This window comes from Roseovarius sp. MBR-79 (assembly GCF_053628555.1).
This window is the reverse complement of the sequence record NZ_JBRJGP010000017.1, coordinates 34,814-47,616: the sequence shown is the minus strand read 5'-3', so window position 1 is coordinate 47,616 and position 12,803 is coordinate 34,814. Positions and strand designations below refer to the sequence as shown.

The 12,803-nt window shown below is 64.4% G+C and carries 17 protein-coding genes; 13 read left to right on the top strand and 4 right to left on the bottom strand.

Translation table 11 applies throughout. The features are described from left to right. Positions 1-2: 2 nt before the first annotated feature. The 4 genes from ACSSV8_RS15905 to ACSSV8_RS15890 all read right to left on the bottom strand — a co-directional run bounded on the left by ACSSV8_RS15905 (position 3) and on the right by ACSSV8_RS15890 (position 2,073). Positions 3-473, bottom strand: coding sequence for a DUF2271 domain-containing protein (locus ACSSV8_RS15905; protein WP_354540231.1), 471 nt, complete (start codon positions 471-473; stop codon positions 3-5). A 74-nt stretch (positions 474-547) separates the two neighbouring features. Further along, positions 548-934 (bottom strand): PepSY domain-containing protein, encoded by a 387-nt coding sequence (locus ACSSV8_RS15900; protein ID WP_354540230.1) that lies wholly within the window; start codon positions 932-934, stop codon positions 548-550. A gap of 151 nt (positions 935-1,085) precedes the next feature. Then, on the bottom strand, positions 1,086-1,748 hold the full coding sequence (locus ACSSV8_RS15895; protein WP_454283102.1) for a cytochrome b/b6 domain-containing protein: 663 nt from the start codon (positions 1,746-1,748) through the stop codon (positions 1,086-1,088). Next, complete coding sequence (locus tag ACSSV8_RS15890) at positions 1,741-2,073, bottom strand: PepSY domain-containing protein (RefSeq protein WP_354540228.1); 333 nt, start codon at positions 2,071-2,073, stop codon at positions 1,741-1,743. Before ACSSV8_RS15890 ends, ACSSV8_RS15895 begins: the two co-directional genes overlap by 8 nt. Positions 2,074-2,221: 148 nt before the next feature. Here ACSSV8_RS15890 and ACSSV8_RS15885 point away from each other — a divergent pair, with 148 nt between their 5' ends. The 13 genes from ACSSV8_RS15885 to ACSSV8_RS15825 all read left to right on the top strand — a co-directional run bounded on the left by ACSSV8_RS15885 (position 2,222) and on the right by ACSSV8_RS15825 (position 12,661). Next, entirely contained in the window at positions 2,222-2,881 is a 660-nt protein-coding gene (locus ACSSV8_RS15885; protein ID WP_454283101.1) for a response regulator transcription factor, read from the top strand. Continuing rightward, entirely contained in the window at positions 2,878-4,260 is a 1,383-nt protein-coding gene (locus tag ACSSV8_RS15880; RefSeq protein ID WP_454283100.1) for a sensor histidine kinase, read from the top strand. The genes ACSSV8_RS15885 and ACSSV8_RS15880 overlap by 4 nt, the downstream gene beginning before the upstream one ends. A gap of 105 nt (positions 4,261-4,365) precedes the next feature. Continuing rightward, positions 4,366-4,833, top strand: a complete 468-nt coding sequence (locus ACSSV8_RS15875) for an RrF2 family transcriptional regulator (protein ID WP_354540225.1) — start codon at positions 4,366-4,368, stop codon at positions 4,831-4,833. A 182-nt stretch (positions 4,834-5,015) separates the two neighbouring features. After that, positions 5,016-6,194 (top strand): sulfate ABC transporter substrate-binding protein, encoded by a 1,179-nt coding sequence (locus ACSSV8_RS15870; RefSeq protein ID WP_454283099.1) that lies wholly within the window; start codon positions 5,016-5,018, stop codon positions 6,192-6,194. Positions 6,195-6,197: 3 nt separating this feature from the next. Beyond that, positions 6,198-7,037 (top strand): sulfate ABC transporter permease subunit CysT, encoded by an 840-nt coding sequence (gene cysT, locus ACSSV8_RS15865; protein ID WP_454283098.1) that lies wholly within the window; start codon positions 6,198-6,200, stop codon positions 7,035-7,037. Further along, positions 7,030-7,299 carry a hypothetical protein gene (locus ACSSV8_RS15860; protein WP_454283097.1) on the top strand — a complete coding sequence of 90 codons (270 nt, stop codon included), beginning with the start codon at positions 7,030-7,032 and terminating at the stop codon, positions 7,297-7,299. The genes cysT and ACSSV8_RS15860 overlap by 8 nt, the downstream gene beginning before the upstream one ends. After that, positions 7,292-8,155, top strand: coding sequence for a sulfate ABC transporter permease subunit CysW (cysW, locus tag ACSSV8_RS15855; RefSeq protein ID WP_454283096.1), 864 nt, complete (start codon positions 7,292-7,294; stop codon positions 8,153-8,155). Before ACSSV8_RS15860 ends, cysW begins: the two co-directional genes overlap by 8 nt. A gap of 11 nt (positions 8,156-8,166) precedes the next feature. After that, positions 8,167-8,886 (top strand): sulfate/molybdate ABC transporter ATP-binding protein, encoded by a 720-nt coding sequence (locus ACSSV8_RS15850; RefSeq protein ID WP_354540221.1) that lies wholly within the window; start codon positions 8,167-8,169, stop codon positions 8,884-8,886. A 2-nt stretch (positions 8,887-8,888) separates the two neighbouring features. Next, positions 8,889-9,368 carry an Lrp/AsnC family transcriptional regulator gene (locus tag ACSSV8_RS15845; protein ID WP_454283095.1) on the top strand — a complete coding sequence of 160 codons (480 nt, stop codon included), beginning with the start codon at positions 8,889-8,891 and terminating at the stop codon, positions 9,366-9,368. A 100-nt stretch (positions 9,369-9,468) separates the two neighbouring features. Then, the gene (locus ACSSV8_RS15840; protein ID WP_454283094.1) at positions 9,469-10,056 is read left to right on the top strand and encodes an RBBP9/YdeN family alpha/beta hydrolase; all 588 of its coding nucleotides are present in this window, start codon (positions 9,469-9,471) and stop codon (positions 10,054-10,056) included. A gap of 129 nt (positions 10,057-10,185) precedes the next feature. Then, the gene (locus ACSSV8_RS15835; protein WP_454283093.1) at positions 10,186-10,335 is read left to right on the top strand and encodes a hypothetical protein; all 150 of its coding nucleotides are present in this window, start codon (positions 10,186-10,188) and stop codon (positions 10,333-10,335) included. Beyond that, entirely contained in the window at positions 10,335-10,490 is a 156-nt protein-coding gene (locus ACSSV8_RS15830) for a hypothetical protein (RefSeq protein ID WP_454283092.1), read from the top strand. Before ACSSV8_RS15835 ends, ACSSV8_RS15830 begins: the two co-directional genes overlap by 1 nt. A gap of 203 nt (positions 10,491-10,693) precedes the next feature. After that, positions 10,694-12,661 (top strand): methylmalonyl-CoA mutase family protein, encoded by a 1,968-nt coding sequence (locus tag ACSSV8_RS15825; RefSeq protein ID WP_454283091.1) that lies wholly within the window; start codon positions 10,694-10,696, stop codon positions 12,659-12,661. Positions 12,662-12,803: the final 142 nt, after the last annotated feature.

Genomic DNA, 12,803 nt, shown 5'->3' with positions numbered 1-12,803 from the left:
CCTTACATGTCGTATTTGAAGCTGGCGATATAGCGGCGGCCCTGCACGGGCGTGCCCGCGCCTGCGGTCGTCAGCGGCACCGCCACCTCGTTCGGGCTGTCGCGCATGTCCTCGACCGCTGCGTCGATGTGCAGCGTATAGCCCGCATCAAAGAGCGCATCGGCCAGATCGAGCGTGATCTCGAGCGTCCGCCCCGCGCCGACACTGGCCCCGGTGATGCCGTTGACCTGGCCCGTGTCGCCCCCTGTGGCGCGGTGCCAGTCGGTCAGATGCGTGTAATATTTTGACTTGCCGCCCGCCATCCACAGGCTGCCGACATAGGCGCCCGAGGCGTCCGTGACATAGAGCGCAAGGTAAGCGCCGTCGCCGCCGTAAGTGTTCAAGGTGGTGGTCAATGTGACGGGCCTCGCCATGGCGAGGCCGGGAAGCGTCAGCGCGGTGGTGAGTGCGAGCGTTGCGAGGAGTGGTTTCATGACAATGTCCTTATGGCGGTGTGATGCAGGATCCAACGCACGGCGCAGCGGAGTCCGCCGCGCCGCGGCATGGATCAGTTGACTTTGACCGTCGGCACGGTGCCGGTGCCGAAAAGGCCGTTCTGCGGCGGGGCCACGGTGCCTGCCGGCGCGGGATTGCGGGCACCGCCGCGATCATCGTCGTCGTCATCCTCCTCATATTCCATCTCGACGACCTTCAGCGTTGCGGGATCAAGTTTGGCCTCGATCTCGCGGCCATTGGCATCGCGGCCCTCGATCTCGTAACAGCCATCGTCGATCTTGAACTTGCGCACGGTCCAGCCGTTCTGTTCGGCCGCCTGCATCGCGGCCTCGCGCGGTTGCCACTGGTCGCGGGGCACATTGCAATCATCGTCATCGGCCAGCGCCGCACCTGCGGGCAGGAGGGCGACAAGGGAAAGGGCAATCAGGGTCTGTTTCATGGCAGGGTCTCCTTTTCTCTGCTGAGACCAATCTGGCGTGCCGACCTGAGCGCATCCTGACAAAGCGGTGAGTCGCGCTTCAGCTTGCCGTCAGCAAGAAAAAAGCCCCGCCGGTGAAGGCGGGGCCGGATCAAGCGGGGATTTCGCACGCTCAGGCGATGTCGCCCGGTTCCGGTGCGCGCTTGTCACCGGTGACCATGGCGCGCGCGAGGTTCTCATCGTGGCGGAACGAGGCCAGCACGACGCCCGCGACGTGCAGCGCCACGAGCAGCAGCAGCAGGTTGGCCAGAACCTCGTGCGCCTCTTCGACAAACCCGCCGCCGCCTTCGCCGTCGTCGCCATCGTCGTCGCCATCCGCAAGGGCAGGGGCCACGATCTGCGGCATATCGGGCAGCATCGCCACGCGGCCCGGCTCGTCCAGAAGCCAACCGGTGAAGGCTGTGCCCGAGAGCGCGATCAGCAACGCCACGATCATCGCCGCCCCGGCCGGATTGTGACCAAGATAGCGCCGCTCTCTGCCCCGCGTCAGGTCGCCGATATAGGCCAGCGTCTTGCGGGGCCCCTTGAGGAATTGCGCAAAGCGCGCATAGCGGCTGCCGACAAGGCCCCAGATCAGCCGGAACGCCACCAGACCGGCGACGACATAGCCCGCGACCTCGTGAACGGTGTCAAGCTCCTCGGCACTCAGCCAGGCCACCGCGAAGGCGGCGACAAGGCTCCAGTGGAACACCCGGACGAGAGGGTCCCAGACCCGGACCTTGCGATCCGTCCGGGCATCCGGTCGTGATGTGTGCATGGCGTTGGTGTCAGTCATCCTTCTCTCCTTTGCGATCCCGATCCCGATCCCGATCGTGTCGATCGTCGTCGTCATCATCCTCGTATTCGAACTCGATCACTTGCAGCGTGGCCGGGTGGACAGTCACCTCGATTCGCCGTCCGCTGGCATCCCGACCGTCGATCTCGTAGCAGCCATCGTCGATCTTGATGCGGCGCACGGTCCAGCCATTCGTCTCGGCCAGCCGCGCCACGGCATCGCGCGGTTGCCAATCGGCCATCGGCACGAAACAATCATCATCCGCCAGCGCGGCACCGGCCGGAAAGACCGCGAGAAAGCCAAGAATTGTCAATGTCCGCTTCATGGGCCAATCTCCTTGTGGAACGCCTGTTGAGGCAGCTTATGCGCGGCGAAGCTGACGGCAGGCTGAAGACATTGGCCCGCGCGCGTCAGCTTTGCGTCAGCACAAACCGCCAGAAGCGGATCAAATACACAAGGAAAGATCAAACCCCATGCGCATCCTGCTGATCGAGGACGACACGACACTCGGTGCCGCCGTGCGCGACCAGATCACTGCCGACGGTCAGTCGGTGGATTGGGTCACGCGGCTCGATGCGGCGGGCGACGCGGTGACTGGAACCGCCTATGACCTGATCCTCCTGGACCTCATGCTGCCGGACGGGCGCGGCATCGGGTTTCTGAAATCCTTGCGCGCGCGGGGCGATGTGACGCCGGTCATCATCCTGACCGCCCTCGATCAGGTCTCGGACAGGATCGAGGGCTTGAACGCGGGCGCCGACGATTACCTCGTCAAACCCTTCGACCTGTCGGAACTGTCGGCGCGCATCGGTTCGGTCGCGCGACGCTACAGCGGCAACCCGAACCCCATCGTCAGCCACGGGCCGCTGGATATCGACCTCGCCGCCCGCAGCATCCACAAGGACGGCACGCCGGTCGCCCTGACGGCGCGCGAATGGGCACTCTTCGAGGCGTTCCTGTCGCGCCCCGGGCAATTGCTGTCCAAGGCGCAACTGGAAGACAAGCTCTACAGCTTCGGTTCCGAGATCGAGAGCAACACCATCGAGGTCCACGTGAGCCGCCTGCGCAAGAAGCTGGGGAGTGCCATCATCGAGACCGAGCGCGGCATGGGCTACCGTCTGGGGCGCGCATGAGCTGGCCCGCCAGCCTTCAGGCGCGGCTCGGCCTCACGCTCGGTCTCGTGCTGACGGTCCTGTGGCTCGCCGCCGCCGCGATCACGGCGGTGATCGTCCGGGGCGAAATGGACGAGGTGTTCGACAGTGCCTTGCGCGAGACCGCCGAGCGTATCCTGCCGCTGGCCGTGACCGACATCGTCGGGCGGGAAGATCAGGGCGTGACGCAGCGCCTTGCACCGATCCGCGCGCATGACGAGTTTTTCACTTACGTCGTCCGCGATGCCCAAGAGCGCATCCTGCTGCAATCCCATGCGGCGGACCCTGCCGTTTTTCCTCCCTACGACGGTCCGGGATTTGGCCAGACCGCCACGCATCGCCTCTACAGCGACGCCGCCTTGCAAGGCACGATCCGGATCACCGTGGCCGAACCGCTGGCGCATCGCGCCTCGGTCGCTCGGGAAGTCCAGATGGGCCTCGGCCTGCCGGTGCTGGTCGTGCTGCCCCTGGCGCTTGCGGCGATCATCTTGTCTGTCCGCTTCAGCCTTGGGCCCCTGCACCGGTTCCGCACCCGGCTTGACGCGCGCGACGCCCGCGACCTCTCGGAAGTGCCGGACCAGGACCTGCCGAGGGAAATCGCCCCGCTGGCCGACACGTTGAACGCCCTTCTGACCCGGCTCCGCGCCGCGTTCGAGGCCGAGCGCAGCTTTGCGGCGAACGCGGCTCATGAGTTGCGGACGCCACTTGCGGGGGCCATCGCGCAGGCGCAACGCCTTCGGTCGGAAACCGGCGACCGCGCGGCAGCACAGCGCGCAACCGATATCGAGGAGACGCTGAAACGGCTGACCCGCCGCACCGAGCGCCTGATGCAACTGGCGCGCGCCGAAGGCGGACGCCTGTTGTCGGAAATGCCATGTGATGCGCGAATGGCGCTGCGCCTTGTCGTGGAGGACATGGCGCGCGGCCTCGAGGCACCCGCGATTGCGCTTGACCTTCCCGGGACGCCGGTCCTGTCGACCATCGACCCCGACGCCCTGGGTATCGTTTGCCGAAACCTGGTGGAGAATGCGCTTCGGCATGGTGCCGCATATGGCGATGTTGGGGTAACTCTCACGCCTGATGGCGCACTGATCGTCTCGAACGCCGGACCGGTGGTCGGCCCTGATCGCCTCGCCCACCTGACCGACCGCTTCCAGCGCGACACGCAGACCTCGGATGGCAGCGGGCTCGGACTTGCGATCGTCGCCGCCATCGCAAACCGCACCGGCGGCACGCTGACCCTCGCATCCCCAAGGCCCGACGCAGCGGACGGCTTCCAGGCACGGTTCCGACTGCCGGCGGCGACGTCCACGGCCGAGCGGAGCGGACCAGGTAATAGGCACGTGATATATTTGCTCTGATGACCCGTGGTTTTTCATAGCAAACAGCGCTCGGGTCTCGCGTTTTGCAGACATCCTGATAAAGTTGACCTTGTTAGTCGCACTTTCCAAGGCCAGATATCCGACATGATCACCCACAAGACAAAATATGCTCTCAAATCCCTGATGGTTCTGGCCGATGAAAAGGCGGACACAGGCGAGGCGTTGCGGATCGAGGAAATCGCAGAGCGTTCCGGCGCGCCGAAGCGGTTTCTGGAGCATATCCTGCTGGACCTCAAGCGCGCTGGCTTGATCGGCAGCAAGCGGGGGCGCAATGGCGGCTATGAGCTGATCAAGGAGCCGCGCCGCATTTCGATTGCCGAGGTTTTGCGCCTGATTGACGGGCCGATGGCACCGCTGCCGTGCCTCTCGCGCAAGGCTTACCGGCGTTGCGAGGATTGCAAGGATGAACAAACCTGCCGCGTGCGGGCGGTGTTTGGCGGGTTTTATGCCACCTATATCCTGATGATCGAATCGCTGACTTTGGCCGATTTGCAGCGGGATTCGGCCCCGCTGGAGCGCTTCGATGTGGCGGCGTCGCAGGCCGGAGAATAATATTCTATAATCACGACCAAGATCGCCGTGATTTTTCCTTTGCAATACTCGACCATCTCTGTCGTTATTTAGGTGTCAGATGGCGGTGCGCCGGGACAGCGCCCTTGGAAAGGGTGTTGCGTCCCATCGGCCCCGCCGCCTGACACGAGATTTGGACACGGGGTTGAACAAAGGAGACACCCATGTATCGCACCATCCAGCTTGGCGCCTATGCGCAGGCACAGGGCAAATTCATTCGCACTCTGAGCGATGGCCGCATCGAGATCGAGGCCGGCAAGACGCGCCTGATCGGACGCGCGGTCGAAAAAAGCCGCGCGGTGGTGGATCTTGGCAGCCGGTTGCTCGGCAAGCGCGGCCTGCGTGGCGGCCTCGTGGCGACTGTTGCCGCCCTTGGCCTGATGCTGAGCCCGGTCGGCAACGGCGCGGCACAGGCGCAGGAGAGCGTGGAGATCCTCAACGTGTCCTACGACCCGACCCGCGAGTTTTACCGCGAGTATAACGAGCTCTTCAACGACTGGTGGACCGCGCAGGGCAATGCGCCGGTCACGATCCAGCAATCGCATGGCGGCGCTGGCGCACAGGCGCGCGCCGTGATCGACGGGCTGGAGGCGACGGTGGTCACGCTGGCGCTCTCGGCAGATATCGACAAGATTGCCGCCAGCACCGGCAAATTGCCCGCCGACTGGCAATCGCGGCTGGCGCACAATTCCTCGCCCTATACCTCGACCATTGTGTTTCTGGTGCGCGACGGCAACCCCAAGGGCATCAAGGATTGGGATGATCTGGTCAAACCCGGTGTCGCCGTGGTGACCCCCAACCCCAAGACATCGGGCGGCGCGCGCTGGAACTTCCTTGCTGCCTGGGCCTATGCCGACAAGAACGGGCTCGATCCCAAGGACTTCGTCGGCAAGCTTTATAAAAACGTGCCGGTGCTCGATACCGGCGCGCGCGGCTCGACCACGACCTTTACGCAGCGCGGCATCGGCGATGTGTTGCTCGCGTGGGAGAACGAAGCGTTTCTGGCGCTGAAGGAGCGCGGCGAGGATGCGTTCGACATCGTGGTGCCGTCGGTCTCGGTCCTGGCGGAGCCGCCGGTGACGCTGGTCGATGGCAACATCAAGAGCGACGCACAGCGCAAGGCCGCCGAGGCCTATCTGGAACACCTCTACAGCCCCGAGGCACAGGCGCTGGCGCTCAAGCATTTCTACCGCGCCTGGGACACGTCTGCGGCCGCGCCCGAGGATGTCGCGCGCTTCCCCGATGTCACCCGTCTGTCGATTGCCGATTTCGGCGGCTGGCCCAAGGTGCAGCCCGAGTATTTCGGCGAGGGCGGCGTGTTTGATCAGATCTATTCGGAGTAAATCATGAGGGCGAGTCTTTTGCGCTCGCCCTCACCCCTGCCGGGGTTTGGGCTGAGTTTTGGCATCATGGCGGCGATCCTGTCCATCGTGGTGCTTCTTCCTATCGGTGCCCTGCTGGGCCGGGGCCTGATGATTGGCCCGGGCGATCTGTGGGACATGGTCAATTCGCGCCGCATCTGGGCGGCGCTGGAATTGTCGTTTCGCGCCGCTTTGATCGCGTCGCTGTTCAACCTCGTGTTCGGGCTGGCACTGGCCTGGGTGCTGGTGCGCTATCGGTTCTGGGGGCGCAAGCTGATCGACGCCGCCGTTGACCTGCCCTTTGCCCTGCCGACGGCGGTGGCGGGCATCGCGCTCACCGCGCTTTACGCGCCCAATGGTGTGTTCGGGCAGGCGCTGGCCCCCTTGGGAATCAAGGTCGCCTATACCGAGGTCGGCATCTGGATGGCGCTCATCTTCATCGGGCTGCCCTTCGTGGTGCGCACCGTGCAGCCGGTGATCGAGGAGTTGGAGCGCGAGGTGGAAGAGGTCAGCGCCACGCTCGGCGCGCGCCGCGCCTATACCTTGCGCCGGGTGGTTTTGCCCACGCTGACGCCGGCACTTCTGACCGGCTTCGCGCTCGCCTTGGCGCGCTCGGTCGGCGAATACGGCTCGGTCATCTTCATCGCGGGCAATATCCCGAACCTGACGGAAATCGCGCCGCTGCTGATCGTGATCCGGCTGGAGGAATACAATTACGACGCCGCCGCCGCGATCGGCATCGCCATGTTGCTGATTTCCTTCGCGATGCTGCTGGCCATCAACATCATTCAAATCTGGAGCAGACGGAGGATCGGTCTTGTCTGATATCGTGAACACACACAACGAACCCGAACTTGCTGCTGGCGCGACGTTTCTTCTCGCCGGGCTGGCAACGCTTATCCTGATCCTGGCGGCGATGGCCGCCGGCAAATCGCTTTGGGTCATCCTCGCGGTGTGGGTCGTCGGTGGCCCCCTGATCTTGATCGCGTTGATGCTTGCCCTCACGCTCGGCGAGGTTTTGGCCAACGCGCATGGCACCGGATCGCTTGACGACCTTAGCTGCGACGCAGGGGGCAAGCATGTCTGATATCGCGCTCACTCACCACACCCCCGTCACCACGGAGCCACGGCTGGCGCGACATCTTCTGATCGGCACGGTTCTGGTGCTGATCGGCGTGCTGCTCTTCGCGCCGCTCATCGCCGTCTTTGCCGAGGCGCTGCGCGATGGCTGGGCGGCCTCGCTCACGGCGCTGTCGTCGCCCGATGCGTGGTCGGCGATCCGCCTCACGCTGATCGTCGCGGCCATCGCCGTGCCGCTGAACGCGGTGTTCGGTATCGCCGCCGCCTGGGCGATCACGAAGTTCGACTTTCGCGGCAAGGCGTTCCTGATCACGCTGATCGACCTGCCGTTTTCCGTCTCGCCGGTGGTGGCGGGGCTGGCGCTGGTGCTTTTGTTCGGCGTCAACTCATCGCTCGGGGCGTGGTTGGTGGCCAATGATCTCAAGATCGTGTTCGCCTTTCCCGGCATCGTGCTGGCGACGATGTTCGTGACCTTCCCCTTTGTCGCGCGCGAACTCATCCCGGTGATGATCGAACAGGGCCAGGCCGAGGAAGAGGCGGCGTTGACGCTTGGCGCGTCGGGCTGGCGCGCCTTTTTCACTGTCACCCTGCCCAATATCCGTTGGGCGCTGCTCTATGGCGTGCTCCTGTGCAACGCGCGCGCCATGGGCGAATTCGGCGCCGTCGCCGTCATCTCGGGCAAGATCCGGGGCGAAACCACCACCATGCCGATCATGATCGAGATGTTTTACAACGAATATCTCTCGGTCGCGGCCTTCTCTCTGGCCGCTGTTCTGGCGCTTCTGGCGCTGGTCACGCTCACCCTCAAATCGCTTCTGGAATGGCGTCACGCCGATGTTCTGGCCGCGACGCGCCGTCACTGAAAGGGAAACCCATGCATATCGAGATCGAGGAACTGGCCAAGGAATTCGGCACCGAGCGGGCACTGCATCCGGTGTCGCTCGCCATCCCCTCGGGGGCGCTGATCGCACTTCTGGGGCCGTCGGGGTCCGGCAAGACCACGCTGTTGCGCATCCTTGGCGGGCTGGAATTTCCCACCTCGGGGCGGGTGCTGTTTGATGGGTCCGACGCCACCGGCCTGAGCGTTCAGGAACGGCGCGCGGGCTTCGTGTTTCAGCATTACGCACTGTTCAAACACATGACGGTGTTTGAAAACATCGCCTATGGCCTGCGCGCGCGCCCCCGCAAGACCCGCCCGACCGAGGCCGAGATCGGCCGCCGGGTGAACCGCCTGCTGGACCTGATCCAACTGCCCGACATCGGCGCGCGCTATCCCAGCCAACTCTCGGGCGGGCAGCGGCAGCGCGTGGCGCTGGCGCGCGCGCTCGCCATCGAGCCGCGGATGCTGCTGCTGGATGAACCCTTCGGCGCGCTCGACGCCAAGGTGCGCAAGGAATTGCGCCAGGGCCTGCGCGATATCCACGACACCACCGGCCTGACCACGATTTTTGTCACCCACGATCAGGAAGAGGCGATGGAACTGGCCGATCTGGTCGTCGTCATGTCGATGGGGCGCATCGAGCAGGTCGGCAAACCCTCGGAGATCCGCGCCAAGCCCGTCAATGATTTCGTGCGCGAATTCACGGCGTCCTGATCATGAGCAAGACCGATCTGGACCGTATAGACCGCAAGATCCTGTTTGAGCTGATGCGCGACGCGACCATTCCCGTCGCGCAACTGGCCGAACGCGTCGGGCTGTCGCAAACACCCTGCTGGAAACGGGTGCAAAAGCTTGAGGCCACGGGCATCATCACCGGGCGGGTGGCCATCGTTGACCCCGCCCGGATCGGCCTTGGCCTGACCGTCTTTGTCGAGATCGAGGCGCCAGACCATTCCCGCGAGTGGCGCGCCGAGTTTCGCGCCGCCATCGCGGAATTTGCGCAGATCATCGAAGTGCATCGCATGGCCGGCGATGTCGATTACCTGCTGAAAGTCGCCGTGGCCGACATGGCCAGCTTTGACGAATTCTACCTGCTGCTGACCCGCCGTTTGCCCTGTCGCAATGTCACCTCGAAATTCTCGATGGAGGTGATCCGCGACAGCACCGTGTTGCCAGTCGATACCGAGACGGTCTGACCCACCCCCGAAAAGGAGACTCACGTTCCAAAACCCGAGGGAAATTTGGAACCCTAAAACACGATAAACATGATAGTGTATTTGGGAAAGGAGATCACCCATGATCAGAACCCTGCTTCTTCCCGGCCTTGACGGCTCTCCGGCCCCCCATTGGCAGTATTGGTGGGAACGCATGGATCCGACCGCGCGCATCGTCGAGCAGAAATGCTGGGACCGCCCGCGCTCGGATCAATGGCTGACCGAGATCGCGGGCGCGCTGCTCTTGCATCCCGGCGCGGTTCTGGTGGCGCATTCCCTTGGCGCTGTGGCGGCGGTGCAGCTTCTGGCGCGCTGGCCGCAGCTCAAGGTCGGCGGCGCGCTTCTGGTGGCCCCGGCAGAACCCAGCCATGACGCGCGCACAGCCCCTTTCGGCAAGATCCCCGAAGTAGCCCTTCGCGTGCCCACCATCGTCGCCGCGAGCCGCAATGATCCGTGGATGGCCCAGCCGCGCGCGCGCTGGCTTGCCAAACGCTGGGGCGCGGAGTTTGTCGATATGGGCGAGGCGGGCCATGTCAACGTGACCTCGGGCCATGGCCCCTGGCCCGAGGGGCGCGCCCTGCGCGATCTGATCTGGACCCTGCCCGCCCTGCCGGGCCGCGCCACGGCAAGTTTCCAGACCCATCTGAGCCGACAGGAGGCCATCGCATGACACCCGTATTCAACCGCATCCGCAAGGCCGTCCCCGTGACCGTCTTTGCCGTCGCCTATCTCTCGATGCTGGCCATCCTGGTCCTCACCTGACCCCGACACCCTGACCCATGACCAAGGAGCCGCGCCCATGATCTGCTACGCCCCCGACCCCTGCCTCGCCGGTCTGGGCGCGCCGGAATACGGCATGCCCGAGGAAGGTCCCTTGCCCTCGCTCGGCGAGGCGGTTCTGGGGCTTGCCTGCCTTGTGCTCACCTGGGTGATCCTCGGGTCGTCGTGATGGATGGCTCGTTTCCGCTGAGCGAGCGAGTGGCGGAACATCTCGGCACAACTCCGGATGTTCGCCCAGAGATTTCCGGGGGACTGCTTGGCGACCTCTGGCTGATGAAAGACCTGAAGATCAAGTTGATTGAGCGGGTATATTGTCATTTTTGACGTCCTGCGGGTCAAGAACTTCGATGGGCAATAGGCCAAACGCCGTGCACAAGGGCCCCAGCCGCTCACGCTTCCGGCCCGCCCCGGCTGCAAGCGCGAAATCCCGGCTTCGCCGCAACGCAGCGAATTGACAGTGCAGGTTTGTTGCCTGTAGTTTGTCGTGAACGTAAGAAAATTACGCAACCGATTCACGAGGCCGCCTGATGTCGCAGACGCAGAAAGACCGCCCCTGGCTTATCCGCACCTATGCGGGCCATTCGACAGCGGCGAAATCCAACGCGCTCTATCGCGCGAATCTCGGCAAGGGACAGACCGGCCTTTCGGTCGCTTTCGATCTGCCCACACAGACCGGCTATGACAGCGATCATGTCCTGGCCCGCGGCGAGGTCGGCAAGGTCGGCGTGCCCATCTGCCATCTGGGCGACATGCGCACGCTGTTTGACGCGATCCCGCTCGATCAGATGAACACCTCGATGACGATCAACGCCACCGCGCCCTGGCTTCTGGCGCTCTATATCGCCGTGGCCGAAGAGCAGGGGGCGGATGTGGCCGCGTTGCAAGGCACGGTGCAGAACGACCTCATCAAGGAATATCTGTCGCGCGGGACCTATATCTGCCCGCCCGCGCCGAGCCTGAAAATGATCGGCGACGTGGCCGAATATTGCTACAAGCATGTGCCGAAATGGAACCCGATGAATGTCTGTTCCTATCACCTGCAAGAGGCGGGCGCCACGCCCGAGCAAGAGCTGGCCTTTGCGCTGGCCACCGCCGTCGCGGTGCTGGATGAGCTGCGCCCCCGTGTCCCCGCCGCCGATTTCCCGGCCCTCGCGTCGCGGATTTCGTTCTTCGTCAACGCGGGCATCCGGTTCGTGACCGAGATGTGCAAGATGCGCGCCTTTGTCGATCTCTGGGATGAAATCCTTGAGACGCGCTATGGTGTCAGTGACCCCAAACACCGCCGCTTCCGCTATGGCGTGCAGGTCAATTCGCTGGGCCTGACCGAGCAGCAACCCGAGAACAACGTCTACCGCATCCTGATCGAGATGCTGGCCGTGACGCTCTCGAAGCGCGCCCGCGCCCGCGCGGTTCAGCTTCCGGCGTGGAACGAGGCGCTGGGCCTGCCGCGCCCCTGGGATCAGCAATGGTCGATGCGGATGCAGCAAATTCTGGCCTATGAGACGGATTTGCTGGAATTCGACGACCTTTTTGACGGCAACCCGGCGGTCGATGCCAAGGTCGCGGTGCTCAAGGACGGCGCGCGGCACGAACTGGCCAATATCGAGAGCATGGGCGGCGCGGTGGCGGCGATCGAGTATATGAAATCGCGGCTGGTGGAAAGCAATGCCGACCGGCTGGGCCGGATCGAGGCGGGCGAAACCGTCGTTGTCGGCGTCAACAAATGGCAGGAGGGTGAACCCTCGCCGCTCCAGACCGAGGATGGCGGGATCATGGTCGTCGATCCGGCGGTCGAGGCCGAGCAGATTGCGCGCCTCAACGACTGGAGACGCACCCGCGACGCCGCCGCCGTCACGGCCGCGCTCGCCGATCTGCGCGCCGCGGCAAACGAGGGGCGCAACATCATGCCTTCCTCGATCGCCTGCGCCCGCGCAGGCGTGACCACGGGCGAATGGGCCGCCGAGATGCGCGCCGTGCATGGCGAATATCGCGGCCCCACCGGCGTCTCGGCCAGCCCATCGAACCGCACCGAGGGGCTCGACGATCTGCGCGCCGCCGTTGATACCGTCTCGGGGCGGCTTGGCCGGCGACTGAAGTTCCTTGTCGGCAAGCCGGGGCTTGACGGGCATTCCAACGGGGCCGAGCAGATCGCGTGCCGTGCCCGCGATTGCGGCATGGATATCCGCTACGAGGGCATCCGCCTGACGCCTGAACAGATCGTCGCCGCAGCCCTTGAGGATGAGGCGCATGTCGTCGGCCTCTCGATCCTCTCGGGCAGCCACATGCCGCTGGTCGAGGAGTTGATGGACCGGATGCGCGCGGCCGAGTTGGGGCATGTGCCGGTGATCGTCGGCGGCATCATCCCCGAGGAGGACGCGAAACGGATGCGCGAAATGGGCGTGGCACGCGTCTATACGCCCAAGGATTTCGAGTTGAACACAATCATGATGGACATCGTGGCACTCGCCGATCCGCAGGCCGTGGCGGCTGAATGAGCGTTCAACGGTCCTTGCGGCAGCCTTGACCGGGCTGGCAACCCTCAACCCGCGTGACATGCGTGCGGCAGGGCGGTGGCCGCCCGTGAGACGACAAAGGCCGCGCCCTTTCGAGGCACGGCCTTTTTCAGATAATGAACGG

Bases quoted from the DNA above. Each gene is read 5' to 3' on its own strand.
- ACSSV8_RS15905 (WP_354540231.1), bottom strand. From the start codon at position 473: ATGAAACCACTCCTCGCAACGCTCGCACTCACCACCGCGCTGACGCTT.
- ACSSV8_RS15900 (WP_354540230.1), bottom strand. From the start codon at position 934: ATGAAACAGACCCTGATTGCCCTTTCCCTTGTCGCCCTCCTGCCCGCA.
- ACSSV8_RS15895 (WP_454283102.1), bottom strand. From the start codon at position 1,748: ATGACTGACACCAACGCCATGCACACATCACGACCGGATGCCCGGACG.
- ACSSV8_RS15890 (WP_354540228.1), bottom strand. From the start codon at position 2,073: ATGAAGCGGACATTGACAATTCTTGGCTTTCTCGCGGTCTTTCCGGCC.
- ACSSV8_RS15885 (WP_454283101.1), top strand. From the start codon at position 2,222: ATGCGCATCCTGCTGATCGAGGACGACACGACACTCGGTGCCGCCGTG.
- ACSSV8_RS15880 (WP_454283100.1), top strand. From the start codon at position 2,878: ATGAGCTGGCCCGCCAGCCTTCAGGCGCGGCTCGGCCTCACGCTCGGT.
- ACSSV8_RS15875 (WP_354540225.1), top strand. From the start codon at position 4,366: ATGATCACCCACAAGACAAAATATGCTCTCAAATCCCTGATGGTTCTG.
- ACSSV8_RS15870 (WP_454283099.1), top strand. From the start codon at position 5,016: ATGTATCGCACCATCCAGCTTGGCGCCTATGCGCAGGCACAGGGCAAA.
- cysT (WP_454283098.1), top strand. From the start codon at position 6,198: ATGAGGGCGAGTCTTTTGCGCTCGCCCTCACCCCTGCCGGGGTTTGGG.
- cysW (WP_454283096.1), top strand. From the start codon at position 7,292: ATGTCTGATATCGCGCTCACTCACCACACCCCCGTCACCACGGAGCCA.
- ACSSV8_RS15850 (WP_354540221.1), top strand. From the start codon at position 8,167: ATGCATATCGAGATCGAGGAACTGGCCAAGGAATTCGGCACCGAGCGG.
- ACSSV8_RS15845 (WP_454283095.1), top strand. From the start codon at position 8,889: ATGAGCAAGACCGATCTGGACCGTATAGACCGCAAGATCCTGTTTGAG.
- ACSSV8_RS15840 (WP_454283094.1), top strand. From the start codon at position 9,469: ATGATCAGAACCCTGCTTCTTCCCGGCCTTGACGGCTCTCCGGCCCCC.
- ACSSV8_RS15835 (WP_454283093.1), top strand. From the start codon at position 10,186: ATGATCTGCTACGCCCCCGACCCCTGCCTCGCCGGTCTGGGCGCGCCG.
- ACSSV8_RS15830 (WP_454283092.1), top strand. From the start codon at position 10,335: ATGGATGGCTCGTTTCCGCTGAGCGAGCGAGTGGCGGAACATCTCGGC.
- ACSSV8_RS15825 (WP_454283091.1), top strand. From the start codon at position 10,694: ATGTCGCAGACGCAGAAAGACCGCCCCTGGCTTATCCGCACCTATGCG.